The following is a 25,522-nucleotide window of genomic DNA, read 5'->3' as shown; positions in this document are numbered from 1 at the left end:
GCTGCCCGGATTGCTGTTCAGCGCCGAGATCAGACGCGACAGTTCTTTGTCTTCGGCGAACTGCGCCTCAAGAATGTCGGCAAACTGGTTTTGCCCGCCGCTGCGCTTGAGCTACACCACCAGTTCCTGCGCCGCCTGAAACGCGACGGCCGATCCGTGATCCCGGCGAAGGATTTCCAGAGCCAGGTCAAAGCCCGACGAGAAGCCGGCCGAGGTAAAGACCGGAGTCTCAATGCGGTGGAGCTCACCCTGCTTTGCCACTGGCCGAACGGAGGCGCGAGCGGAAATGCTGGACACACTAAAAAACGAAAGAGGCTGCCTCAAATGGCAGAGCATTTTTCATCGGGCAGGTGATGTCGGGCGACACATAGTTTTTCCTTTTTGGAGAACTTTGCAGATTGATTTTAAAGGGAAATATTTTCAGGCGACGCAGCAGAGTTACCTTTTGCGACTCATAGCTTTTCCATTGAGCAAGGCGCTGGTTCGGTTTCCATTGGCTTCCAGAGTTGCGGTTTAAGTTTCGCTGGGCCCGCAAATCTCATCCAAGCTGCTCAGAACGTCTGCCAGTTCTTGCCTGACAAGCTTGATGCGCTCCGAGGAAAGAGCCTCTTTCCGTCCTGCAAGTTCCAGAACCACGGCGAGGACAGTATCTGAATGCCTCATCAGTTCGATCAGGTGTTCGCCTGCCGGCCCGTATGAACCCGATATCCAGTTCTTTGCAGTACGTTCGCTCACATCTGTCCATCTGATCATGGTTTTGGCAGCCCGGCCCGCACCACCCAATTCTTGAGACAATGCAGTGCTGATTGCCTCCCGGTACTCTGCCGAAGAAACTGCCCCTTGGCCCGTCCGATGAAACGTGTTGCCCGTTTTATGAAACATGTTTCCGGTCCTCTGCCGCTACAACTGGGGAAGGAATCGCGGATCATTTGCGCAGATTTGCGAACTTGAGAAACGGAGGGCCAGAGCATTGAGTTGGCCAAACGACGACCGCAACAGGGACAGACGGCTCAAAACTGCTGCACAATATGTTCGCATGTCGACTGAGCATCAGCGCTACTCGACCGAAAACCAGTCGGATGCAATCGCACGTTACGCTGATGAGCGCGGCTATCAAATCGTGAGAACCTATTCGGATGCGGGCAAAAGCGGTTTGCGCATCGAAGGCCGTACAGGCCTGACCCGTCTGATCGAAGACATCGAAGCTGGCCAGGCGAATTTCAGGACTGTGCTTGTGTATGACGTCAGCCGCTGGGGCCGTTTCCAGGACGCTGATGAGAGTGCTTACTACGAATATATCTGCAAGCGGGCAGGCATAGCGGTGGAATACTGCGCTGAGCAGTTCGAAAACGACGGCAGCCCTGTTTCAACCATCGTCAAAGGTGTCAAACGGGCGATGGCCGGCGAGTACAGCAGAGAACTTTCGCAAAAGGTCTTTGCCGGTCAGAGCCGTCTGATTGAACTCGGTTTCCGCCAGGGGGGCGCGCCTGGCTTCGGCCTGCGGCGCATGCTGATTGATGAAAGCGGCCGCCGGAAGGGGATTTTGGAGCGCGGTGAGCACAAGAGCATCCAAACAGACCGTGTGACTCTGGTGCCGGGGCCTGAAGAAGAAGTCGCCATCGTAAATCAGATATTCCGGAGCTTCGTGGATCACAGCCGGTCCGAAAGCGAAATCGCAGCAGATCTGAACGCGCGCGGTATCAGAACTGATCTGGGCCGCTGACCTGCCCCCCGCTGGTCCCTCGCTCATGAGGAGAGTCTGCGGGTTTGATTTTGGTAGTCGTCGGTTTCGGGCTTGGCAAGCGCGGCGGGCGCGGAACCCTCAAATAGCTCAAGCGCCTGCCGCGCTTGCTTTGGCGTTCTGTTCCCCAGCGAAGAGTGGGGCCTGACGTTGTTGTAATCGTAGCGCCACAGCGCCAGCTTGCGGCGGGCATCGTCCAGGGTATCGAACAGCTCTTCATTGAGAAGCTCGTCCCGCAGGCTGCCGTTGAACGACTCGATGAAGGCATTCTGCTGCGGTTTTCCGGGGTCGATGTAATGCCAATCCACGCCGTTCCTGTCGGCCCATTTCAGGATTGCCCGGCTGGTGAATTCCGTGCCGTTGTCGCTGACAATGCAAGCGGGTTTCCCGTAGATCCGGACGAGCGCGTCCAGCTCCCGGGCAACGCGCTCTCCTGAAATGCTGGTGTCCGCGGCCAGGCACAGGTTTTCCCGGCAGCAGTCATCATTCACGGCCAGGATGCGGAATTTCCGCGACGCGCCGAAGCTATCCGCCAGGAAGTCCAGGGACCAGCGCTGGTTGGGCTGCGTGGCTTCAGGCATCGGCGTTCGCGAGCCCCGGGCACGCTTGCGGCCCCGCCGCCTCCTTACCGCAAGGCCTTCTTCGCGGTAGAGCCGGTAGAGTTTCTTGTGGTTCATGATCATGCCTTTGCGCTCAAGCAGCACGCCGATCCGCCGGTAGCCGAACCGGCGGCGTTTGCCAGCGATCTCTTTCATCTCCTGGCGGATCTCGGGATGGTCGGGCGGGCGTTCGCGCCGGACCGTCTTGGGGTCGACACCGACAAGCCGGCAGGCCCTGCGCTGCGAGATGCCGTGATCCCGCATCGCAGTGAGCGCTGCCTCTCGCCGCTCTTTCGGTGTCGTCAGCTTTTTCCCAGCAGGTCTTTCAAAACCACGTTGTCGAGCATCGTGTCTGCCAGCAGCCGCTTCAGCTTGGCATTCTCATCTTCCAGCGCCTTCAGCCGCGCGGCCTCCGTAACCTCCATGCCGCCATATTTGGACTTCAGCTTGTAAAAGGTCGCCGGGCTCAGGCCGTGCCGTCGGCACACCTCTGCTGTCGGCATCCCGGCTTCCTGCTCTTTGATCATCCCAATGATTTGCGCCTCGGTGAAACGGCTCTTACGCATTCGTCTGCTCCTACATAGGTTGGGCAGACTCTACTTCATGGTGAGGGATTTTGCGGGGGGCAGGTCAGTGTGTGCAGCCTCTTCGCTGGCCCGCTGGATCTCAGGGAGATGCGCAAAGACACGTGCAACTACGTCGTAGGTTACATGCGCGTGGTGCGCATTCGGAAGCTGCAGCAAAGGAACATTGTGCTTCCGGCAAACCCCAACACAGAGGAGAAGCCATTCCAGTTTTTGAAACGGGCCTGTCGGCCCGTCCCTTTCCACTGCTTCCTGGGTACACCTTGGGCAGATCCGCGTCACGGCTCGCCGAAACGTGCCGGTGGTCGCTTGCGAATGCCCTACTTGATACCGGCTTTGCGCGAGCAAGGCTGCGCCAGTCAGCTTTAGTTCCTTTAACTCCGATCCGGAAAGGCTGGCGAGCCGCTCTAGCTGATCGCTGTGAGCTGAGCAAATATGCGGCCATTTCATACCAAGATCAGAGCAGAAGTCGCGTGGATTGGTCATGTTGCGGCGTGCCAGCCTCGCAACTAACGAGGCTGGCGTTTCCAGTTGCTGCAATGGAAGCGATAGAGCGAGCCTGGACATCCCGCTATTCCCCTTTCCTTTGCGATTGAGGAACACCCTGACCTCCCATCACCCGGCGGACATCGATAGAAAGATAGTCTGTAGCTAGGAAAGGATTGAAGGCAGGGATGCATCCCGCCTTCCGGCGAAATGCCTCAGCGTAATGCCCTAGGCCCAATTGTTGCACACTTGAGTAGAGCGCTTCCTCGATACCGCAAAGCAGCATATCGATCGTCAGCCCGAACTCGTTCCCGCTTGCATGGACGAGCCGCTTCAAAAACGCGTCGTCTGCTAGTTCTTCGTCAGCTATCAGGCCCGATTGGGCAACAAACCCCTCGAAGAGATCTCGCACATCAGCTCCGTGAGACGCCCAAGTCACTGCATCCAGATTGATCACATCTGTCCGCCGTTTCAGCTGGATATCGGAGTTGATCATTGCAGCCAGATCCGGCGTCCCTGACAAGATCAGACCAACGGGCCAGGCTTTGTTGTTCATAAGGATTTTTAGGGTGTTGACTACGTCATTGCGCGTACTGCTGCCCTTGTTTGTATAGAGATCCTGAGCCTCATCGAGATGGACGAACAGCGTCCTGCGCCTGTGCAGGAACTGCCGGACCTGGTCCCATATGATGCCTGCGGATTTGTCTCTCTCTAACGGGTAGCCAAGCGCCGAAAGCATCGTTGAGCCGACATACTTGAGCGTCGCCGGAGACGGCACTTGAAGCCGGATGACTTCGGCGGTGTCCTCTCCCGCATCTGGCAGGATCAGATCATGACGGCCTTCGAAAAGCCTATCTGTGGCAGTGGTTTTGCCACTGCCAGAAGCCCCCAGAATTGCAATGCACCGGGCTTCCATGCGGTTGCCAAGCGAGATCGCTGCTCTGCGTCTCCGCAGCTGCCGGTCAAATTGCTCCTGCAGGTCCTCAAAGGCCTCATGATGGATGAACCGGCAGCGCAGCAAGGCAATCAATTCGTCAACTTGGCTGACCGGACCTGAGCACAGCTCATTCATCGTCAAACCTCCAGCGTTTCTTGCGTGGCTGATTTTCAGATTCGTCTGTATCCGGTTCATCTTCAGAATGCGTTGAACCGTCCGTGTTTCCGGAAGAAGGGCGAATAACGTGACCCATCAGGCCCTCTCCAGCAGGCAAACTGAATGCCTCATCTTCTTCTGGCAGGATTGTCAGCCCCAGAAACAGATCCTCTTTAGCCTTCCGGAGACCGCCAGGTGTCAAACGTTTCAGGGCTACACCGAACCGCCTCTGCTCGGCCGCATTGATTTCCAGAATTGCGTTGAGCGCCTTGGAAACAGTTTGCTCGTGAATGGCCGCCTCCGTACGATGCCTCAACCTCAATTCGCGCGCCGTCGCCTCCCATTGATCATAGGAGATCCCGTCGAAACATTTCTGAAGTGCGTTGGCAACAAACCACTCCTGCCCGATCTGGACCATGATCCATCCAAGGTCATTGAGGTCAGCTTTGATATCAACATGGGTTTCATGGCTGTGCAGATGGAACTCGCGCAGGGCTGCACAGGCGTAGTCTATCCCAAAGAGCGCCACACCTTTGCCGGAGACACGGCGATTGTACCGGATACCGAATGCCCGGCGCCTGGTCGTCTCGGCCAAGTCCGGAACTACGCCCATTTTTTCAGACAGTCTTTTCCAGCAATTATTGGGCGTTTCCCCATTCAGCCCGCGATGCGGCGTGTTGTGGTAGACGTCAACAACATAGAGGGTCAGCATCTGCATCAACGCGTCGTCGGATATCGAAGCCATTTCCACCGAGGGATAGTCACCCCTTTCTTTCGGATCCGAAAAGGTGCGCCCCGCCAAATGGGGAACGAGAGTTGTTCCGAATGTTCCAAAGATCCGCTCAACCCGGCCCCGCAGGTGAGCAAGACCACCAGGTGGCGTTTCCGGCGTTCCGTAAGCCTCAAAGACTGCGGTCCTGAAGAGGTCATCTACGAACGCCGCCCCCAAATCGGTCGCAACTGTACTCAGCCCGCCACAGTGGTGCCATGTGGACTTGCATCCGGCCGCAACCGCGAGATCTGACTTCTCCCTTGTCACGTCAGACAATACTGCAAGAGCGTCCCTGCCGTTCGGTGTCTCAGCCAGCCGCATACCAACAATGCAGCGCGTGGCACAATCGATGGCCAGATAGAGCCAGCGGCGGCCCCGCTCCAGCAACGCCAACTCCTCGCCGCTGAGATGATCCAAAGCACCGCGCTCAGACAGTATCGTGATCAGATCCACACACCACTCGTCGATCTCTATCCGTTCCATAGGATAGCTGGCGGCGATGCCCTCCTCGTACAGTATAAATTTCCTGTTCGCCTGCTCAATGCCGTAGCGCTGAACACAGGTGTAATAAGGATCAAGCTTGGCAATCGCCCGTTCGACTTTCCGTCGGGATGGTACAGCCAGTTCCGGCTTACTCTCCTGCCTGCGCAGCTTGTTCACTTGCTTGAAGCGTTCGGCACACAGCTGCGCCACGTTCTTCTTGTTTAACCTCTGCAGGCTGAGATAGGCCCCAAGGCATTCCCCTAAAAGCCGGGTGGATTCCAGGCAGAATCTTGCGTTTCGGTTCCCCGACCGGTGGGTGCCTGGGATCAATCCCAATGGAGAGAACTCTGCCTGCTCAAACCTTGTCACCCAACTGCGAAGCGTTTTCGGGCAAGGCGGATCACGGTACTGGTTCTTCTTCCCTGCTCGCGGATTTGACCAGTTGCTTTGCGCCGCACGCGCCTGTTTGTTCACGTGCATTTCCATTCTCGGCAGCGCCGCAGCAATCGAGCTATCAACCCGTTTCACTTCCTGCTGCAGTTCCAATTTCAGGAAAACTTCAACATAGGCATGCCGCCATAGCACTTCGGACTGTACAGCTTCCGGCAGGCTGCCAACGATCTCCGCATTTGACTTTCTTCGGGCACTGACCCTCCCTGGGAGGTAGTATCCCGGATCAAAAATCACTTCCGGCCGCCTCAGCACTTCACGCATCTCTGCATAGGTGTAGGACACCGTTTTGCCGGAACCATCTGCAGACTCGAAAGAGCAGCCAAACCCGTCTAGCGCAACAAGCCGAAAACTGCAGCCATCCACCGAAAGGCGGTCGTTGGAAGAAACCCGCATGCGAGAAATCATTGTTCACCTCCTGCGCAAACGGTTGTGTCCAGGCTGATAAGCTGGGTCTTGTCGGCAGATAGCAGGCCTTCATAAATTGCAACGAAGATCGCCCTGAAACCCGCTCCACCTGCTCCAAGTTGACTAGAAAGCTCTTGGATGCTCACCGGGAAGGTTGTTTCCCGAACGATCTGTTGCAGCCGGGCGATAACAGCCGCGTTCCTAGACCTTGAGAACTCATGGAACCGTTCAGCGTTCAGGGCTTCCGCCTTCGTGAAATCCTGATCTGTAATCAGCAGGATATCGTCAGCATAGCCTTCCTGCATCGCATGTCGAATGCACTGCAATTCCCTGACAAAACCGTTCCTCCTGACGAGTTTTGAGGGTTTTACTGCAACGGCCAGTGTGAGGCCGGATTTGAGGGTTACAAGGAAGTCAGGAAAATGCTGTTTCCGTTTACCTTGGTCATTGACATAGGTGATGAACGGAGGTTGTTCCCAAATATCCACCACATTAGAGTTTGCCAGCAAGAGAAACAGAACGCGTTGTTCAAGCTTGCTTTCAAAATAGATGATGATTGGGTGCCGGCGTCCTGGCAAGTGCACTACGGTCCCGCCTAGTGAGCTTGCCTTGGAGCGGTTGGCTGCTCGGCGTGTGCGTCGGCTTGGACGAGGCGATGATTGCCATTTCTGATGCCAATAGTCGTCTTTCATACATGTTTCAGAGGTCATGCACGCCTTCTGGCGCGCACGAGGGCTCAGCCTTCTTTCAGAGGTCTCGATTGACAAAGCCAAGCCTCTCCGGTGCCGGGAATGGCAACGAAACAGTTGACTTTGAGCCTGCGCCGGGGGAAGAAGGTGTATCGGTTTCAGATCGATACTATTTCAAAGGCCTTGGCAGGTAGCAACTGCCGGGGCCTTACTCTTTTTCCGTATCGTGAAATTTCTACTTCATCCGTATTTCCCCCCCTGTTTCATACCGTTCTGGCCAAAGGTCTTCCGGGGCTTGCCCAAGTTTCTCGGCAATTGCTTTCTGGATGCGATGGGACCGCCGGTACCCTTGTGACACCGTGGAAACAGAACTGATTGAAAGCCCAAGTTCCCGACTCAACTGAGCAAGGGAACTGCCGGATATCCTCAGCTCGCACTTGATCCGCTCATGCTTCTTCAGATCCACAACTAAAGGAAGTGCCAAGCTAAGTATTCCGACCTAATCCAGTTGCTTCTTGAATATCAGGGCTCCCAACCCGAGTCCCAAATTTTCCTACTATTTCTCAATTATTTACACTTCACCCCCTCAAAAATCCAAAATCCTACGTTTGACGGCTCAGAAGTTTCTTGATGACATGAGACCGCGATGAGCGCCGACGCGGCGTTGGAGCCGACAGGTAAACCGGAGCGTTCTGTAGAAGTGTCAAAGAGAGTCTTTCAAGCAAACCTTGGCGGCAAGCAGCGCATCTATGTCTGCAACGGGTGCGGAGGATGGGTTCCATATTCCCGCAGCCAAATCGCTGCGGCATTTGAGGAATGTGCCAGTATCAAAGATCTTGCAGGTATCTTTGGCATCAGCCCGTTGCTGGCGAGAAGAATGCTGTCAATCGCTCGCGTCGATTATGTCCAGCGGCTGTACAAAAATTATCTGAAGGGCGTGACTTGTGCAGAAATCGCTAGAGAGAACGGAATGAAGCCAGAAACTCTGTCAAAAATGTTTAACGACAACGGGTTAGATGTGTGGCCCGGGCGGCGGAGGCCTCGTATTCCTACCAAGAAACTGTTTAATCTCTGGCAACAAACCAGAACGGTCAACAGATTTGCAAAGGCTCTGAAAGTCCACTGGGAAACTGCGGCGAAGTTGCAGCAACAAGTTCATCACCTAAAAACTTTCCAGCTTTTTTCCCACAGCGGATCAATACCCGGTGGAGCCAAACCTCCATAGCACAAACTGCTAGGCAGGCTAGCTCATGGTCAGCATAGCAAAGCCTGGTCGAATGCCGCAGTGCAGCTTTCATACTGCCACCGTTCGTGTATCGTGCAGCCTTTCTGAAGGCCGAAGAACCGTATTACGGAACGTTGCTGCTCTCTGTTTGCAGAAGCGTCAAGTGCGGGTCTATTGCCGTTCGGGGTCTTGGTTCTCTACGAAGTCGGTGTTTCCGCTTCCTGATGGCGTCCGGGAGCTGACCAGCCAGAATGTCATTCGCGAAGTGAGCAGCACGCACCTTCAGCAGCTTACGACTGGCTTGATCTGCCTCCGTCCCGAAGGACGTTGAACCCGCCCTTTCTCTGGTGGGCGGGGTCTCCGTTGGATGTCAGATTATGAGCTCCCTTTCCGGTTCAAAGACTGTGCCATCGCGCCAGATGGACATCATGACGACGGCGAGTTTTCGGGATGCCGCGACAGCAGCTTTCTTGAAGCCTTTTCGATCTTGCAGCCTCTTGGCCCAGGCGCGCAGCTGTGATGGCTTTCTGACCTGGGTGATTAAAGTGGTGGCTGCGGAGTAGAGCAGTCTGCGCAGGTCACGATCTCCGCATTTTGATATCCGGCCGGACCAGTCCATGTCTCCGGATTGGTGCCGCCGCGGAGTGAGGCCGAGAAAGGCGCCGACATCCCTCGATCTCCGGAAACGCCCCGCATTGTCGAGGGTAGCGATAAAGGACAGAGCCACGACAGGTCCAACGCCCGGGACGGTCATGAGGCGGCGGGCAAGGCCGCTTTGGCGCGCGATGATTCTGAGATCTTCATCCATCGCTTCCGCGGCTGCGCACAGGGCCCTGTGGATCGGGATGAACATGCCGGCCATCACGCCGAGCGCCGGGTCGGTCTGGCCTGCCTCTGCGAGCTGGTCGCGGAAGCCCTGCCGCAGGTTTGCCCGGCCTACTGGCCCCATGCAGTTCCCGAAAATCTTCAGCACACCGCGAACATGCGCCTCCAGGTCCTTGCGCATCCTGATCAGGCGCTCCCGTGCGCCAATAAGAACGCGAACCCGCTCCGACGCTTCACTTCTGATGTGAACCCGGCTGAACCAGCCGGTGCGGGCCAGATGCGCCAGCCCTTCGGCATCACCGGTATCGGACTTGTTGATCCGCCCCGACAGCGCCTTGTGTGCCAGGCGCGCATCAATGCAGATGATCGGAAGGCCGCGTTTCTCCAGTTCACGGGTGAGCCAGATGGCCAGGATGCCGCTCTCATGCACGATCCGCTCGGGCTTGGCGGCATGTTCCGAAATAAACGATGCAATCTCGTCCGGATCCGAACTGGTTTCGCCCCGCGCAAGCACCTCGCCATCTCCATCGACAACGCAGATCGACACGGATTTGACGGACACGTCCAGACCAACATAATGCAACATGGTCGTTCTCCTTCACGGCTGGTTTTACTGAGGCCGATCTTATCGGACCTCGTTCGCCCTAGGAGAGCGGCCGCCGCAAACACATCATGTCGTTCGCTGCAGGCGCAGCAAGAACGACCTGGGGCAGTCGCACTGCGCAGAAAGCGGACTCTTCAAAGTGTAGCATCCGACCCAGAGCGGCCTTTGTACACCACTTAAAATGCTGCGGAGCGCAAGTGACCTTTGACGGCGAAGTACTTGAAATTGCAGTTTGACCTTCCCATCGACAGCCGACTCGCATACTCAAGTATGGGTTGAAGCGTGTGGATGTACTCAATGTATATTAGGGAATTACGACTTAAGAATTTTCGTTGCTTTGGGGACGAGGAAGAGGTCATTAGTCTCAACCCAGAGATGACGGCTTTCATTGGAGATAACGGCAGTGGGAAAACGACCGTCTTAAAGGCCCTTCAAAGGCTGTTCGGAAGCACATCCGCTGAACGAAGCCTCAGGCGTGATGACGTACACTTTGGCGCTGGCGAAGTTCCTGGTCTTGGCGCTCAAAGCGATGATACACAGGCCAATCCCGTTGTCTCCAGTAGGGAGATTTACATAGAGGCCATACTGGACTTTCCCGAGCTAACTAATGTCGCCGGGGGGGGCACCGGCACCGGGCTTGATGTCTCGGTCGAGACATTCCACGCAATGTCATGCGCCGGGCCAGGGCTGCCCCTACAAGCTAGAATTAGGCTTGAGGCCAATTGGGAATTTGGAATCGATGAAGACGACATTGATCAAAAAATTTATTGGGTCACAACAACTGAAGATGTTCCATTTGGCGACGACGACATAGCCAAAATCCCTATGCCCGCAGCGCAACGCAGACGGATCCAGTTGAAGTACTTACCCGCGACGCGAAATAATTCTGCCGTAGTGAAGAACGCAATGAAAGAGCTCCTTGTTTGGCTCGAAAGGTTTGGAGATCTAACCTCTGGGAAAGAGCAACTTGAAATCCAGCGGACCGAGCTGCAAAAGGTTTTTGACGATCTTCCTGCCGTGAACGGCGTTGTGAGCGAGTTGACGAAAAACTGGGGAAAGCTGTTCAAGGGTGATCTATATTCGGAAGCCAAACTTAGCATACTCGCGCAAGAAATTCACAAGGCTCTTCGCGTTTTGACATTGAAGTTGAGCCCATCTGAATCTGGCGCAGAATATGCGATCGAGGATCTGAGTGAGGGCCAGGCATCACTTCTATACATTTCAATTGTCGCAAGTATCATTCAGCTTAATGAGCGCCATATTGGAAAGTCAGTTGAAGGGTATCGTGATGTCCCAGAGCTAAAACCTTGGCTCACGATCATTGCGCTTGAAGAGCCCGAAAATCATCTTTCGCCGTTTTATCTGTCCAGAATGATAGCACTGATTTCCTCTTTGTGCGCGAATGACAGCGCAATGGGGATATTGACGTCACATTCCGCGGGGGCAATCCGGAGAATTGATCCGGAAAAAATTCGATATATGCGTCATGATGAGAAAAAGCGAGTATCATATGCAAGAAATATTACCCTCCCCGCTAAGACGGATGAGAGATACAAATATATCTATGAAGCTGTTCGCTCAAACCCCGAGCTATACTTTGCAAAGTTGGTTGTTCTGGGCGAAGGACGCTCCGAAGAAATAGTGCTTCCAAGAATGGCAAAAGCATTTGATTCACAGTTGGATTTGGACCCTGCGTTTGTTGCCTTCGTTCCTTTAGGTGGTCGCCACGTTAATCATTTCTGGAAGCTCCTAAATGATCTGAATATCCCTTACGTGACGTTATTGGACTACGATTATGGGCGCTACAATGCCGGCGTATTGCGCCTCAAATATGTGACTGATCAACTGTCTCAAGTTGGCACAGTATATCCGAATGCGATGCCACCAGATACAACCGATTGGAGAACCATGCCGCAAACCGAGATTACAGCCCGCTACGAATGGTTAAAAAGGCAGGGCGTTCATTTCTCTCTGCCTCTCGATCTCGACATGATGATGTTAAAGGCATACCCGCAACAATACCAATCAATTTCAAGCGTTACAAAAACCTCTGAGCTGAACGCGCAAGACTATGAAAAAAGCGTTTTTGGCAAGGCGGGAGGTGGCCTATCAGATTATACCAATACGCCCCCGCCAACAGCAACTCAGCTGGCGATCTACGACGATCTCTTTATTAAAGGCAGCAAGCCGGTTTCTCATATTGAAGCTATGTCTTTATTGTCAGACATCGAGCTAAAAGCGGCCTGCCCAGTGGAACTTCAAAACCTTTTCATGGATTGTGCGGTTCGCCTCGGTGTTTCCCTTGATACTCAGGCTGGCGAATGAAGGTACTTCTGTCGGAAGAATGGTGCCCAAGCGATGGCATCCAACTTGATCAAGACAGCTTAGGTGTCGTTCGCAGTCACGTATCTCAAGCTGTTCAAGCAGGACCAGGGGCAGGAAAAACGGAACTTCTTGCGCAACGGGCAGCATTTCTACTGCAGACAAACACCTGTCCCGCCCCGAAGAAAATCTTGGCCATAAGTTTTAAGCGTGACGCTGCAAAGAACTTGAAGGATCGTGTCGCAAAGCGGGTGGGACCAGAGCTTTCAGGACGTTTCGATTCTTATACCTATGACGCATTTGCAAAAGGAATTTTGGACCGCTTTCGTGAGGGGCTGCCTGACTGGATTCAGCCTAGTCGCAACTATGAAATTACATTTCCGGACTGGCGAGTCTGGAAGGAGTTTGGTGATAGACCCAACTTGAAGGAACCTTTCAGTAGAGAGACCTTTCATCAAGACACTGTAAAAAATGGTCACGCTTACTTGGGCAAAACGCCGTCATATTTCCCAATGAGTAGACCGGAGCCAGCATCAGCCGTTGAAGCTATGACACTTGGCTGGTGGACAAATCAGCTCTCAAGAACTCCGCAAACTCTTACCTTTGATATGGTTAAGACGCTTGCACACACAATAATCCACCACAACTCGCCAATAAAGAGCGCGTTTCTTAACAGTTACTCCCACGTCTTCTTGGACGAGTTCCAAGACACTACCTTGTCCCAGTATGCATTAATGAAAGAAATATTTAGTGCATCCAAGTCAATTTTAACTGCCGTTGGGGACAATAAGCAGCTGATTATGACGTTTGCAGGAGCGACAACTGAAAGGTTCCGCCAATTCTCTAGAGACTTTAACGCTCAAGATGTGGCTCTGGCATCTAACTTTAGATCCAATCAAAGGATTGTGGACATCGTAAACTCAATGGCCAGCGCAATTGAGCCAAACTCAATCTCTGTCAAATGTTCGAAAGCGACCGATCCAATACCCACAGTTTCTGATGGCGTAATCCAGTTTCCAAGCGACGATGACGAGCGTAAAGGTCTTGCTGAATTCATTTCCCATGAGATCGAGAATAACAGCTTAAGCGCCAGTGATTTTATTGTTTTGGTGAGGCAGAAGGCTGATGAGCACGAGAATGATGGCCTTAGAGCTGCTTTTGAACAAAAAGGCTTAGCTCTTAGGAATGAAGCACGAACCATTGGCGAGAGTGGAATTTCGTTACAAGACTTGTCTTCAGAACCTCTAGCCCAAGCAGTTATTCTATTTATTCAAGTGGCAACCGGTGATCGTCGAAATCGAGCCTATCCCGACCTTATTCAATTGATGTCAACTTCGCATGGTTCAGTGAATGAACGAAGCGCGGAGCAGTTTGGACTTGAGCAAACATTGCGAAAAGCGACAAAGGCTTTTAACGACTTAGCCACGTCATCCGACGGTTCATTCTCGTGGGATAACTTAGTGAAGTTGATAACGGCGCAACTCGGAGAAGACAAGCTGCGAAGGTTGGCCCAAGAATACAAGAACCCTTCACGGGTTAAAAAAATCAAAAACGGCATCGCAGCATTTCTTGCTGAGTGTTCAAATGGAGCCAAGACTTGGCAGGAAATTGTCGATAGATATCAAGGCGTCGACCAAGTTCGTCTAATGACAGTTCATAAAAGTAAAGGGCTGGAGGCGCACACGATCGTATTCTTCTCGTTAAAAGATAGTTCATTTTACTATAAAGCGGATATGAATGAGGAGGCCCTGACCTTTTTTGTTGCCGTCTCTCGGGCAGAGCAAAGAGTGTTCTTTACTAGAGGTCATGGAACGATCTCAAAGGTTAAGCCGCTCTATGATCTACTCACACGAGCAGGCGTTCCACACATCAAAGCATTTCCGTAAAGGGAGTAGTTTTTTAGCGCGCTGTGAGATCTATGCGCTAGCAGTGAAAGACTGCTCTCCGCCGGGAAGGGAGGAACGCTCATGTCCGTTTTGGACTGTGATCAACGTGCTGCGCCAGCGAAGGACTGCACCCAGGGTAATGACGGCAGAGGGCTCCGACCGATCTGCTGCGGCAGCAAAGTGAACGGTCTTAACAGCGGCGGTTGCGGGCTCATCGGTAGCTTTCTCTGTCCCCTTAATGAACGGCTCGATTGGTGGCAGGTGAACCTGCCGCCCTTTTTGTAAGGCCAGCGGGATATGGACAAGCCAAACGCCACTGGCCGTCAGGGTGAGGACGCTCCCCTCCCCCTCGGGCAACCCTGTAAGCCAGAGCCGTGGCCGCATGTGATGTTCCACCTCATCGAACTCTTCCACAGGAGCCGGAATTTCCGAACATTGGCCTAGGCCATAGGGTCGCGCTGGCTGTGGCTTCACATTGAAATAAACTTTTTTTAAAACAAATACTTAACCCCAACCATCAGCGATAAGGGAATTTTTATTCCACCACTTCTTGAATATTCCACCACTTCCATCCATATAGAAAACGGGCCGAGGCTAGCAACCTCGACCCACCAAAAGGAGTCAGAGATAGAGAGATGACAAAATGATCAAGGAAGTGAAAGGCACCAAATCGCTGCTCCGGTTAGGCCGCCCTGAAAAAGGCGGCGAACCGGTGATTGGCGAGATGCAGCACGAGATCCTTACCACAATCAGAAATACGCCCGAAAAGGCGTATAGCGCAGGCATCGCACAATCGCTGCGGTCTGCGTCCGGCCAGGACATCCCATCGGATGGGCAAGTGTTCATGGCACTTAAGCGGATGGAGACCCGTGGTCTCATCGAAGCCGCTGAGCCGGTAAAAGGAAGCGGTCGAGGCCGCCCCCGTAAATTTTACCATCTGACCAATTCAGGAACGCGCACCCTGCAATTGGTTCAATTCAACGTGCGCTCAACCACAGTACAAGGAACTACTAATGTCTACGAAGAAACACCGCCAATTCCACCTGGCGCGCCCGCCTAAACATGTGATGGCCCTTATCGCTACTGCGACATGGCCAAGCTCAGAACGGCAAGACCTGCAGGAAAATTTCTATCGACGTTACCTCAGGGTTCAACAAGAAGAACGGACAAGGGCCAGGCAGCAAGGAACCTGTCTTGATCAGGCCCAGATCCGGGGCGAGAAACGAGCAAAAGAAATCGCCAGGCAAGAAACAGTAAACTATGCCCTCGCGACAGGGCGGCGCGGGTTCTCTTGGGCAGGATGGCTCTTCCGGATCATGACTGCCGGTTCATAACATTCAAATTGCAGCATGTAGATTTTGAGCTGCACCTAAATTGATAACCGAGTTTCAAAGGGCGTCCCTCCGTAAGGGGCGCCTTTTAACGTTCGACACCCGAAGGGTGCTGCATGGCGCATGTAAAAGCTGAATGTCGGCAGTGCGCAGATTTCGTCATGCTGCACCGGCTAAGGCCGTCACGATGGCAAATGACCGATGAGGGCTCGGAGCCGCCGAATGCCGGTGCCGCAATCACCTTGGCGTGCGCGCTTCGGAACCGGCCATCGGTAAAGTGGGGCAAACTCTTGAGCTTCCTCGTTCTTGGCTGATGCGCTGTCGTTCGTAGCCCTGGTACAGACCTCCGCGCCGCGCGCGGCGAAATCGGACTTCGAGCCCGAAGCGCCGAATGCTGCGCTCCGCGCCAACGACCGCAATGCGCAGAGAGAGGACTTTGCAATGTTTGCCATCTGAGCAATGTCTGGCATTTCTTTCTCAGTCCGCGAATGTCTCCTTTAAACCGCGTTGCACGAAGTTGCTCCTTAGTTGGACTCTATTTTTTTGCTTCCTGCTTCGAAAGACCGAAGAGGCGGCGCAAAATAGTGAAAAGGTTAATCGTTGGCCCCGGCATCGTCTTCAATTCAGCCAATATTGCCAGCGTGGTGGTGCCCTCGCCTAGCATCTCAATTGCACGCGTTCGGCGCTCATCCGTCATGCTTTCAGGCCGCCCTGGTATTCGCCCTTCGGCCTTCGCCCGCTCCAAACCACGCATAGTGCGCTCTTGGATTAGGTTGCGTTCAAGCTCTGCGAAGCTGGCCAGCTGAGTGACTAAGAGTTTTCCGGTTGGCGTTGAAAGGTCCAGAGGCTCAGTCACACTAACCAATGTGACGCCGTTATTTTCGAAGAGCTGAATGGTGCTAAGGATGCCCATTGTTGTTCTTCCGAGCCGGTCCAATTTCCACACACAGAAGTCACCCTTGAGAGCCAGTGCCATCCGCATAGCTTCCTGCAACCCCGGCCTCTTCATCGCGCCGCCGCTCATTTTGTCGGTGTAGATCAGGTCACGAGGAACCCCGAAATGCTCTAGCGCTTCAATCTGATTTTCTAAGTTCTGCTCAGAAGTCGAAACACGGGCATAACCCACGAGTTTCCGGGAATCGGTCATGCTTTTACTACATCCTAAATCAATCCTCCTGAGTATTGATGGAACGCTTGTTGGGCGCAACTGGCTTGAACATTATTGGAACCCAAGCTGTCTGTCGTCAGAGTTTTCCGGAGAACTTGGGCCGTTTTGTAACGGAGGCTCTGGTTCGGTTTCTGTTTGAGTTTAGGCGGCAGCGGCTTGGTGCTGCAACCTGCGTTTTCTGATTGTCTGTTTCTTGATCTCCTCTCGCATTTTCAGGATCTTTGCGCCTCGACCGTGATAGACGTCGGCGGGCGTCAAGTTGTCCAAGCTCTCGTGATAACGACGGTTGTTATAGAGATCGACAAACGCGTTGATCTGGCGTTCCAGATCGCCGGGCAGGAAGTAGTTTTCCAAGAGAACCCGGTTCTTCATCGTCTGGTGCCAGCGTTCGATCTTGCCCTGGGTTTGCGGATGGTGCGGCGCACCGCGAACGTGATCCATGCGTTTTTCATCGAGATAGTCGGCCAGATCGGCGGCGACGTAGGACGAACCGTTATCGCTGAGCAGCCTCGGCGTGTGCACGACGGTCGCGCTGTTGCAGCCCGAAGCGTCCAGTGCCAACTCCAGCGTGTCGGTGACATCCGAAGCCTTCATCGTGGTGCAGAGCTTCCAGGCAATGATGTAGCGGCTGTAATCGTCGAGGATGGTGCTGAGATAGAACCATCCCCAGCCGATGACCTTGAGGTAGGTGAAGTCGGTCTGCCAGAGTTCGTTCGGACGCACCGTCTTGTCCCTGAACTCATCCGCCGCGCAGATCACCACATGGGCTGGGGCCGTGATCAGATCCTCGGCGCTGAGCATGCGATAAACCGAGGATTCCGAGACGAAGTAACGCTTCTCATCGGTGTATTTGACCGCCAGTTCCCGGGGCGTCAGATCCTCGTGCTCCAGCGCAAAGTCGATAACATCCTTGCGGACCTGGTCCGGAATGCGGTTCCAGACCGACCTTGGCCGGGGAGAGCGATCGGTAAGCGCATCGATACCACCATCGCTCCACCGGGCATACCAGTCGTAATAAGTGCTGCTAGGAATACCCAGCATCTTCAGTGTTTGCCGGGTCGGCAGATGCGAAGCCTCGACCGTGCGGATGATCTCAAGCTTCTCAGAGGCTGGGTATCTCATTCTTCGAACTCCCCATCCCCGATCATGCTTTTTTGAGAAGCCGGTTCTCAAGCGTCAGCTCAGCAACCACCTCCTTCAGCGCGGCAGATTCCGACCACAGCTCCTTGACTTTCGTTGTTCATCTTCGCTCCTTAATGGCTTCGATGAACCAGAAATCCTCCGTTGCTCAAACCCTTAAATTTGTCCGGCGGGCGCTGACGTCAGACAGTAAAGAAATTCGCAATCTGCCTTCGTCCCGGTGAAAGCCGCGCTTTGACAATGAGTTAACGCTCAGCTCACGCAAGCCGCGCATGATTCCCCCTGATTGCGTCCGATTCGCCTCGGGCAACTGACGGGAGGATTGGGAATGGAACGCGCACACCGGCTGCTCTTTCGGTTCCATGGTGGCTTTGTCGTCACCAACGACGGCAAACCCGATATGAAGCTGCCGCATGGCACGCTGGAGGTCGTCGACATGCGCGAGTCCGCCTCCAGCGTTCAATCCAGCACGTTTCTGCGCTGGCGCAGCGCCGAGGTGGCCGAGCAAGCACCGCCTGACGACCCCGGGGATATGCCCAACTGGCACGCCGAGCACGCCAAGGTCTGGGACCTATTGCAGAAGGCCGGCAACGGGCAGATTGACGGGCTGAGCTTTGACATCAGCAAACCCCAGCAGGCCGACCCGCGGGCCGTGCGTTTCGACGGCATCACGGCGATGGACCGCATCGACGCCGAAACGATGACCGCCACCCGCCCTGGCGCGGACATGTGTATCCCCTGTGTTGCGAAAGATGTGGGTGGTGTCGTGTCCTGGTTCGGGATCAGGGAGGACGACCAGGACTTTGACTACACTTACGAACTGGCCATCCCGATGCCCGCCGGGATTGGCCGCAAGGGCGGTACCCGCCACGAGGTCTTGCACCTTCGGGCCGACCACCCGACCTCGGTCAAGGTGGGCTGGCTGCAACACCCGAAATTCTTGAAAGTCCTGAACGATGGTATTGACGGCGCCGAAAAAGAATTCACCGACAACGGACCCAGGTTCGGGGATTTTTCCATTGGTCACGATTACCTCACCCCGGACATCGTTCTGGATAAGGACGTGCGGGTGGGGGCAAGCCATGTTGTCGAGGCGTTGGGCCTGACCGACCAAAAGTTGAATGACAAGGTGCCCAGGTCCAACAAGGATGCGCACCTGATTTCCCTGTCCCCGGCACTGGAGGGAACCGGGGTCAGGATCACAACGTTGTCCTGGATCACCAGATCTGGATTTGGTGCTCTGGTGTGGAAATTTCCCAAGCAGCTTGGCGTCAAATTCCGCGCCGTGAAGGGCGCGCGTGCCATGACCGAAATCGACATCACCGCCACCGAGGCGCAGGTTACCGATCCTGACAACACAACGCCTTTCAGATGTGCCAGTCGGCTGACGCTGGAAAGCGATACGGGTTCGAAAAGTGGCTTCCTTATCAAGGCCGCGAATGCCTGGATGGCGCGTGCACGCGATGCCCTGGCAGTCACCCGGGCCGAACCGCAGAGCTTCCTGCCCGTAATCAAACTTGATGATCCTGCCGACAAGGTGGTCCTGTTCGTGGCTGTTGGCCTGCGCGGGCGGATGGCGCCCGGCACGGGGGCCAGCTTCGAACTGGACCCCGAGCTTGGGGCCGTTCCCCCGGTGGCCGTGACCCTGGGGACGAATGAATTTGAAGCTGGAACAGAAACCTCCCTGCCTGTCGGGGTGTCTTTTCCCGGCATTCATCATGGAAGGCCAGAAAACAGTCACGACTACAACCTGGTCCTGTCCGGCGACCCGGAAATCCTGGACAAAAAATATCGCCCGCAAACCAGTGCCATTTCCTACCTGGTGGCGAACAGCGACAAGCTGTCCGGCGGTGGTAACGCCAATATGACCCAGTTACAGGGACGCATGGGCAGCCTCGATCTGCTGGGTGTTGCGGGGGTGGACAACAAGGGGATCGCGCTTCTGGATCAGAGCGACACCGGGAAACTGATCCTGCGCCCGGGCCTCAGCGGGGACAAGCGGGATGAGCTCTCGATCAGCCTGCCCATCGCGCTGGAAACCGTGCGTCCGGTGACCAGCGATGTGCCGCATGGCGATCGCAACCCGCTGCGCGAAGACTGGCTGATCCCCGTGACCTCGGCGCAAGAAGGGTCGGCAAACGAGGCGCAGCGATTGCAGCGTTTCGTTTTGAAGGTGACCGAACGTCTGAGCGCCGAACACGACCATCACCTGCTGGCGAACCTGTTCGAATCCTCTCCGGAAGGGACGCCGGACTTTGACGATGTGCTGGTCACCCGCGCGCCGTTCGCGATGATGCGCTTGCGCCGCCCGTCCCTGGATGCGCTGGCGTCCGAGGCCGCCAGCAATGTGGCGACCTATGACAGCGATCTGCGCGTCTGGCAGTTCCGCGCCGGCGGTGATCTTGTGCCGATCAGCCTGCCCGCCAGCGCCACCGGCGAAAGCATGGACAAGCCGGGGCGACGTCTGATCTCTGACCTTGGTGGCGATGGCGATCCGTTCATCCGCAGTCGCCTGAGCGGCCCTGCCACGGTCTGGATCGACACGACCGAATTGGGGCGCAATTTCCGCACGCCGGAACACAATGCGCGCGCGCTGTTTGCCGATTGGACCCGGGCCGGGCCCGGCGCCGAGCTTGCGGGGTTTGCGGCCGAGCTGGTCTATGGTCTGTCCACCGCCTGGCAACGGGCTGCGAACAGCACCGCGCTGAGCACGCAGGTGCGCCTTGCCGAAACCGGCACGCTGATGGGGCGGATGGTGTTGGTGCGCGACGATGTCGACGGTGCCGCGGCAGAGCTGATCAAGCAGTTCAAGCGCCTGACCCAGGCCATTGCCAAACGCCCCCAACACCTCGAGACCATCACCCAGATCGAGGGCCGGGTGACCGAGTTCACCCAGGCCAGTTTCCGCGAGGGGCTGAATTTCGTTGCCCGTGGCAGCGCAGTCATCAAACGGCCGACGCCGCCGACGGCAAAGCCAGAGCCTGCCCCGCCAAAGACCGGGCCGAAGATTGCCGATCACGGACTGGACGGCGGCGCCTTCTGGGGGATCGAGCAGCGTTCGTTCCTGGAACAGATCCTGCGGTCGCCAGTGTCCGATCTGGGCTATCTCGAAGGCCTTGCCTTCGGCCCCTTCGGTACGACCGGGGTACAAACCGCCCGTTTCGTGAACGGGTCGCTGGCGATCATAACCGAGACCGAGGCCGGTCGGCTGGCCAGTCTGCGGGTTGAAGTCAACGGCCGTATCGGTTCGTTTTACCACCGGGCCAAACACGTGGTCATCTATCGTCGCACCACGGCCGCCTCGGATCAGTTCGAAGGGCTTGGCGGGGACAGTCGCCGCCCGATCCTACGCAAGGTCGAGGAATTCATCGACCTGCAAGAGCCGTTGCGCGGCTATCCCGATCGCGCCAGTGTCGATCCCCGCTCTACCGGCCCGCTGCGCGAGCTGCGCTTTGGCACCACCCGGATCAATGTCGACAGCGCCTGGGCTGAAGATGTCGGCGAAAATGGCTGGCGCGTGCCGCTGTGGAACCGGTTTGCCTCGGATCAGCGCCCCGTGGTCTATCCGAAGCCCACCGTGACCGCTGCGATGCGGGGCGAAGACAGCGAACGCCTGACCCTGCAGGCGCTGACCGAACCGGGCAAGCTGTATTTCTATACCAACGGCGCCTATGCCAGGGCCGAACGGGACACCGACAAATGGCCGGCCGTGCACGGGGTTGATGGGCTTGATGTCGCCAATCTGGGCGCATGGGCCAAGCAACAGGACAAACAGGCCATTGACCAGGAAAAGGGCGATGGCAAATTCCCCAGCGGCCGCCGCGCCGCCGCATCGCGGTTCGTGCCGGGCGTGGGCGCGTTCACGCACTGTCTTTCGCGGTCCTCCGCCCTGACCAAGGTCAACGCGGCGCGTAGTGACAAACCGGTTTTCGCAGCGCTTGAAAGCTTTTCCTTCATGCGGGGGGGCGGTCGCAAGGAGGCCAAACTCCCCTCGGCCGAGCAGGTCTTGGCCAGCGAACCACTGCGCGACTTTCTTGGGCAGATTACCAGCCATGAACCTGACTTCACCAACGCGCCAGACCCGATCAAAAAGATCGAAGAGGCCCGTAAGAAATTCGAACAGCTTCTGGCGCTGGTCAAGGAAGGCAAGCTGGACGAGCGTCTTTCGGGTGATGTCCTTGCGGCCTTCGAACAATTCATCGAAGAGCACAGCCTTGCGACGCTGGATCAGCGCCTGACGCGGCGTGCGGTCGAAGAGCTTACGACCCTGCTGGAAAACGCCGGGTTCGAATCCCTTAAACACGCTTTCGAACAGCGCGATCCGCAGACCCTGAAAGACCTGTTCGATGGCGAGGCGCTGGAGGCCTATCTTGAGGTGCTCAAGCAGGAAGCGGACAATATCGGCGATCTGAATGCGACCGGGGCAAACGCCCTGGAAAAGGCGCTGTTTGGCGAAAACCTTCAGGCTATTCGGGATAAATACCAGCAAAATAAATACAAATTCGAAACCGTCAAAGACCTGCTCAATGCAGACGGCACGGTTTGCGACGAGATGGCCGACAAGGCTGTCGCGGCGATTGCGGGCAAGAAGCTGATGTATCGCCAGTTGCTCGGCTCGATGACGGCCGAGGCGCGCGCGCTGATTGCGAAGGCGATCGCGGCTGGGGATGCGGGCGACCTCAAGGACGATCTGTCCGAGCTTGAACGCACCGTGCTTGCCGGGGTGGAAGACAACACTAAACGCCTGGGCGCAGAGTTCGGCAAGGTCCGTGCCATGGTCACCGATGCCCGCGCGTTGGTGACGGATTGGGGAGGTGACCTTGAACGGGCCTATGCCAGTGGGATGGAGCGCGTGGCGACGTTCCGCGCCGCCTATGACAGCACCAAGCCCTGGTCCGATGCCCGGCGTGAACGGCTGCGTGAAAGCCTGGCGAAAGAGCTGGCGAACCTGCAGGCCGAAGCCTCGGCGATCCTGACCCAGACCCGTCAGCGGTTGGCGGCCGAAATCGGGACCCAGACCGCAGATGCCACGGCGGTGATCGACCGTGTCCTGCAAGACGCCCGGGCCGAGTTGGAGACCGGCAGCCCCGTCGCCCAGGTCGCCGGTGTGCTGCTGGGGACGTCCAGAGCAGAACGGGCGGCTTTGCATGCCGCCATCCCGAAGGACGAGCTCACCACGCTTCTGGAGCGGCTGCAATCGGCCATCGACATGGAAAGTGACGCGGATAAGAAGCAGGCGCTGACCGAGTTCAGGAAACGGGTCGAAGCCTTGCGCGCAGAAGCCAGCGCGCTTGCAAACATGGCCCAGGCCAAGGCTTCGCTGGTGGTCACCGCGCTGATCGAAGAGCTTGGTGGGCATGTCAAGGAGGCGGGAGAACTGAAGGCAAAGGTCGATGGTGACGATGCGCTCTCCGACCTCGACGATGGCCTGAAAGCAGCGCTCAAGGAGCTGTTCCGCGCGCTGGAAACAGCTTTCGACAAACTTACCGATGCTGTCAAATCCGTTCCTGGCCCGAAGTTCCTTGAGGCGCTGCTGGCCCATGCCGAAGCGTGGATCACCAGCCGCGCGGCCAAGGTCGCGGGCTATGTCCGCAAGGCGCAGCGGGCAACCGATGTCTGGCTGGAAAACGTTGAAACGCAGATCGATGCCGCCTCGGACAAGATGGCCGATGGGTTGCGGCGACGGATCGAGGCAGAGCTTGTCAACCGGCTGTTCGATGATCTGGGCCAGCTCCTTGATGCGCCGGCGGGTGACCTTGCGAAATTGCACAAAGACCTCGACGCCGAGATATCTGCGTTCGAAGACACCCTTTCGACCGCGCTGGATGACCTGGCCCAGGTCGGCGGCGAACTGGTGGGCGAAGCCCAGGCGCTGTGTTCGGTGCTGGTGGCGCAGAAAGATGTGCTGATCGATGCCATCGACGTCGGCGCCATGGCGCTGCGGGGTGTGATCCAGGCCCGGATCCAGGCCTATGCAAAACAGCTTGCGGCGCTGGGGGATGATATCGCAGCGGCCTATGGTGGCCTTGACGCGGTGCTGGATGACGCGATCAATCACATGCGTGATGCCGTCACCCGGGGGGTGGCCGCCCTTGTGCGTGACGCGGAACAGGCCGCCACGCAGCTGGCCGATATCGGTGAAGAGCTTGTCGACAGCATCGCGCGCCTGGTGTCTGCCAGCGGCAAGATCCCGGATATCGGCAGCTTGGGCCTGAGCATCGACCGCGTCCTGGCCGTGTTCAAGGACTCGCTGCCGGATATCGACGTGTCCACGGCGTTTTCGTCGCTTGGGCGGTTCGGCGACGGGCTGGGCGCGCTCAACTTCGACCTGCCCGTGACCGGCCTTGGTGACGGGTTCGACCTGCCCAATCTCGATGTGGAGGCCCTGCTGCCTAAACTGAACCTCGAGGATCTTCTGCCCAAGATCGGCGGATTCGATTTCAAGGATATGGTGCCGGATTTCGGAGGCGCAGGGGGGAGTTTCAGGGACCTGAAGAAATACGTCAAGATCACCCATGACGTGGACAAGCGCGCCAAGACCGCCTGGGTCAAGGCCGAGCTTGACCTGCCCTTCCCGAACCGCGCCAAGCTGTTCGGGCTGGGGCCGTTCAACTTCTTCCTGAACAAGCCCCAGCTGATTGCCTGGGTCAAGATCGAGGCTGATGCCAAGACCAAGGAGGTGACCACCACCGAACACGGCGAGGTGCGTTCGGACCTCGAGGCCGTGGTGGCCGGCCAGCAGATGGTGACGCTTCGGGATGTGATCATCCTGTATACCGCAGACGGCGGGCTGGATTTCAAGATCGACCCCAAAAAGATCAAGCTGCACCCGAATTACCAGTTCATCCAGGATGTGCTGGACGGGCTTGGGCTGAACTTCGGGGACAGCGGGCTGGCGTTCCTGAAAAAGGATGGCATCCCGGTCGGCATCGAACACAAGCTGTCGTTGCCGGTGCCGCCGGTCTCGGCGGGCACGTCCGGGGTGACGGATCTGACGATCCAGAACAATTTCCAGCTGAACGCCTATCCGGATTTCTTCATCGCCAACCGGTTCAACCTGTCGACCCGCGAGCGGCCGTTCGTCTTTGCGATCTTCATCATCGGCGGCACCGGCTTTGTCGAGCTGGATGTCAAATACCTGCCCACCGACGGCAAGACCAACATCCGGATAACGGCGGGTGTCGGTGGCTCGGCGTCCCTGGCCTTTGCCTTCGGCCCGATCTCGGGCGGCGTGTTCATCACGCTGACGGTGATCCTGAACTATCGCAAGTACCTGCCCAACGAGGGCGAGGAAGACGCCGGTCTGTCCGTGTCGCTGGAATTGGCGATCTATGGTGTTGTCAGCCTCTGGGGTATGGCGACGATCATGCTGCGCCTCGCGCTTGCCATGACCTATCACGAAAGTGGGCGCATTGACGCCAATGGGCGGCTCAGCGTCACCCTGCGCGTTTCCCGCTTTTTCAAGCTGAAATACTCGACCTCGGTCACCTATCGCCTGCGGGATGGGAAATCCGTGACCGTGCAGAACTCGAACGTGGGGGTCGAACTGGATGATGATCTGAAGGACCGCGCCAAGAAACTCAGGAAAGCGAGGGCACGCCTGTCATGACACGCTATCTGCTGAACGTTACCGCCGAACCCAAGGGCTTGCACGACAAGAACGGTTTTGCCCTGCACGTGGTGCCTGACACCCGGCAGGCAGCCGACGCCGCCACG

General features: G+C 56.4%; 16 protein-coding genes and 2 pseudogenes. 7 read left to right on the top strand and 11 right to left on the bottom strand.

Going from position 1 to position 25,522, the window contains the following annotated elements:
- Nucleotides 1-111: 111 nt before the first annotated feature.
- Nucleotides 112-261, bottom strand: coding sequence for a hypothetical protein (locus AC5STI_RS16140; RefSeq protein WP_495447357.1), 150 nt, complete (start codon nt 259-261; stop codon nt 112-114).
- Nucleotides 262-513: 252 nt separating this feature from the next.
- The gene (locus AC5STI_RS16135) at nt 514-882 is read right to left on the bottom strand and encodes an XRE family transcriptional regulator (RefSeq protein ID WP_495447356.1); all 369 of its coding nucleotides are present in this window, start codon (nt 880-882) and stop codon (nt 514-516) included.
- A gap of 88 nt (nt 883-970) precedes the next feature.
- Here AC5STI_RS16135 and AC5STI_RS16130 point away from each other — a divergent pair.
- A pseudogene (locus AC5STI_RS16130) lies at nt 971-1,720 on the top strand (recombinase family protein); the annotation flags it as partial.
- A gap of 26 nt (nt 1,721-1,746) precedes the next feature.
- Here AC5STI_RS16130 and AC5STI_RS16125 read toward each other — a convergent pair.
- The 6 genes from AC5STI_RS16125 to AC5STI_RS16100 all read right to left on the bottom strand — a co-directional run bounded on the left by AC5STI_RS16125 (nt 1,747) and on the right by AC5STI_RS16100 (nt 7,771).
- Nucleotides 1,747-2,906, bottom strand: a protein-coding gene (locus AC5STI_RS16125; protein WP_495445279.1) for an IS3 family transposase whose coding sequence is annotated in 2 segments (ribosomal slippage) — nt 1,747-2,648 and nt 2,648-2,906 — 1,161 coding nt in all. Because the reading frame shifts where the segments join, the coding sequence is not laid out codon by codon here.
- Between the two features lie 30 nt (nt 2,907-2,936).
- On the bottom strand, nt 2,937-3,491 hold the full coding sequence (locus AC5STI_RS16120) for a TniQ family protein (RefSeq protein WP_495447355.1): 555 nt from the start codon (nt 3,489-3,491) through the stop codon (nt 2,937-2,939).
- 4 nt (nt 3,492-3,495) lie between these two features.
- Nucleotides 3,496-4,482: an ATP-binding protein gene (locus tag AC5STI_RS16115; protein ID WP_495447354.1), complete on the bottom strand. Its 987-nt coding sequence runs from the start codon at nt 4,480-4,482 to the stop codon at nt 3,496-3,498.
- Nucleotides 4,475-6,616 carry a TnsB C-terminal domain-containing protein gene (locus AC5STI_RS16110; protein WP_495447353.1) on the bottom strand — a complete coding sequence of 714 codons (2,142 nt, stop codon included), beginning with the start codon at nt 6,614-6,616 and terminating at the stop codon, nt 4,475-4,477. The genes AC5STI_RS16115 and AC5STI_RS16110 overlap by 8 nt, the downstream gene beginning before the upstream one ends.
- Entirely contained in the window at nt 6,613-7,308 is a 696-nt protein-coding gene (locus AC5STI_RS16105; protein ID WP_495447352.1) for a TnsA endonuclease N-terminal domain-containing protein, read from the bottom strand. Before AC5STI_RS16105 ends, AC5STI_RS16110 begins: the two co-directional genes overlap by 4 nt.
- A 232-nt stretch (nt 7,309-7,540) precedes the next feature.
- Nucleotides 7,541-7,771, bottom strand: a complete 231-nt coding sequence (locus tag AC5STI_RS16100) for a helix-turn-helix domain-containing protein (protein ID WP_495447351.1) — start codon at nt 7,769-7,771, stop codon at nt 7,541-7,543.
- Between the two features lie 180 nt (nt 7,772-7,951).
- Here AC5STI_RS16100 and AC5STI_RS16095 point away from each other — a divergent pair, with 180 nt between their 5' ends.
- A complete protein-coding gene (locus AC5STI_RS16095) occupies nt 7,952-8,530 on the top strand; it encodes a hypothetical protein (protein WP_495447350.1) in 579 nt (192 codons plus the stop codon).
- A gap of 370 nt (nt 8,531-8,900) precedes the next feature.
- On the opposite strand, the gene AC5STI_RS16090 is transcribed toward AC5STI_RS16095, so the two are convergent.
- Nucleotides 8,901-9,941: an IS110 family RNA-guided transposase gene (locus AC5STI_RS16090; RefSeq protein ID WP_495447349.1), complete on the bottom strand. Its 1,041-nt coding sequence runs from the start codon at nt 9,939-9,941 to the stop codon at nt 8,901-8,903.
- 315 nt (nt 9,942-10,256) lie between these two features.
- On the opposite strand from AC5STI_RS16090, the gene AC5STI_RS16085 reads away from it, so the two are divergent.
- From AC5STI_RS16085 to AC5STI_RS16070, 4 genes are all read left to right on the top strand, one after another.
- A complete protein-coding gene (locus AC5STI_RS16085) occupies nt 10,257-12,284 on the top strand; it encodes an ATP-dependent nuclease (protein WP_495447348.1) in 2,028 nt (675 codons plus the stop codon).
- Nucleotides 12,281-14,167, top strand: coding sequence for a UvrD-helicase domain-containing protein (locus AC5STI_RS16080; RefSeq protein ID WP_495447347.1), 1,887 nt, complete (start codon nt 12,281-12,283; stop codon nt 14,165-14,167). Before AC5STI_RS16085 ends, AC5STI_RS16080 begins: the two co-directional genes overlap by 4 nt.
- A 643-nt stretch (nt 14,168-14,810) precedes the next feature.
- Nucleotides 14,811-15,227 carry a PadR family transcriptional regulator gene (locus tag AC5STI_RS16075; RefSeq protein ID WP_495447346.1) on the top strand — a complete coding sequence of 139 codons (417 nt, stop codon included), beginning with the start codon at nt 14,811-14,813 and terminating at the stop codon, nt 15,225-15,227.
- A gap of 577 nt (nt 15,228-15,804) precedes the next feature.
- Nucleotides 15,805-15,954 carry a hypothetical protein gene (locus AC5STI_RS16070; RefSeq protein WP_495447345.1) on the top strand — a complete coding sequence of 50 codons (150 nt, stop codon included), beginning with the start codon at nt 15,805-15,807 and terminating at the stop codon, nt 15,952-15,954.
- Nucleotides 15,955-16,033: 79 nt separating this feature from the next.
- On the opposite strand, the gene AC5STI_RS16065 is transcribed toward AC5STI_RS16070, so the two are convergent.
- The gene (locus tag AC5STI_RS16065; RefSeq protein WP_495447344.1) at nt 16,034-16,645 is read right to left on the bottom strand and encodes a recombinase family protein; all 612 of its coding nucleotides are present in this window, start codon (nt 16,643-16,645) and stop codon (nt 16,034-16,036) included.
- Between the two features lie 162 nt (nt 16,646-16,807).
- A pseudogene (locus AC5STI_RS16060) lies at nt 16,808-17,906 on the bottom strand (IS3 family transposase); the annotation flags it as partial.
- A gap of 228 nt (nt 17,907-18,134) precedes the next feature.
- On the opposite strand from AC5STI_RS16060, the gene AC5STI_RS16055 reads away from it, so the two are divergent.
- Nucleotides 18,135-25,415, top strand: a complete 7,281-nt coding sequence (locus tag AC5STI_RS16055; protein WP_495447343.1) for a hypothetical protein — start codon at nt 18,135-18,137, stop codon at nt 25,413-25,415.
- Nucleotides 25,416-25,522: the final 107 nt, after the last annotated feature.

The organism is Leisingera sp. CC-HEC096, assembly GCF_059429235.1.
The sequence above is the reverse complement of the archived record's forward strand: the minus strand, read 5'-3'. Positions and strand labels throughout refer to the sequence as shown.

Excerpts from the sequence above, each read along its gene's own strand:
- AC5STI_RS16135 (WP_495447356.1), bottom strand. The coding sequence starts at position 882 with ATGTTTCATAAAACGGGCAACACGTTTCATCGGACGGGCCAAGGGGCA.
- AC5STI_RS16120 (WP_495447355.1), bottom strand. The coding sequence starts at position 3,491 with ATGTCCAGGCTCGCTCTATCGCTTCCATTGCAGCAACTGGAAACGCCA.
- AC5STI_RS16115 (WP_495447354.1), bottom strand. The coding sequence starts at position 4,482 with ATGAATGAGCTGTGCTCAGGTCCGGTCAGCCAAGTTGACGAATTGATT.
- AC5STI_RS16110 (WP_495447353.1), bottom strand. The coding sequence starts at position 6,616 with ATGATTTCTCGCATGCGGGTTTCTTCCAACGACCGCCTTTCGGTGGAT.
- AC5STI_RS16105 (WP_495447352.1), bottom strand. The coding sequence starts at position 7,308 with ATGAAAGACGACTATTGGCATCAGAAATGGCAATCATCGCCTCGTCCA.
- AC5STI_RS16095 (WP_495447350.1), top strand. The coding sequence starts at position 7,952 with ATGAGCGCCGACGCGGCGTTGGAGCCGACAGGTAAACCGGAGCGTTCT.
- AC5STI_RS16090 (WP_495447349.1), bottom strand. The coding sequence starts at position 9,941 with ATGTTGCATTATGTTGGTCTGGACGTGTCCGTCAAATCCGTGTCGATC.
- AC5STI_RS16085 (WP_495447348.1), top strand. The coding sequence starts at position 10,257 with ATGTATATTAGGGAATTACGACTTAAGAATTTTCGTTGCTTTGGGGAC.
- AC5STI_RS16080 (WP_495447347.1), top strand. The coding sequence starts at position 12,281 with ATGAAGGTACTTCTGTCGGAAGAATGGTGCCCAAGCGATGGCATCCAA.
- AC5STI_RS16075 (WP_495447346.1), top strand. The coding sequence starts at position 14,811 with ATGATCAAGGAAGTGAAAGGCACCAAATCGCTGCTCCGGTTAGGCCGC.
- AC5STI_RS16065 (WP_495447344.1), bottom strand. The coding sequence starts at position 16,645 with ATGACCGATTCCCGGAAACTCGTGGGTTATGCCCGTGTTTCGACTTCT.
- AC5STI_RS16055 (WP_495447343.1), top strand. The coding sequence starts at position 18,135 with ATGGAACGCGCACACCGGCTGCTCTTTCGGTTCCATGGTGGCTTTGTC.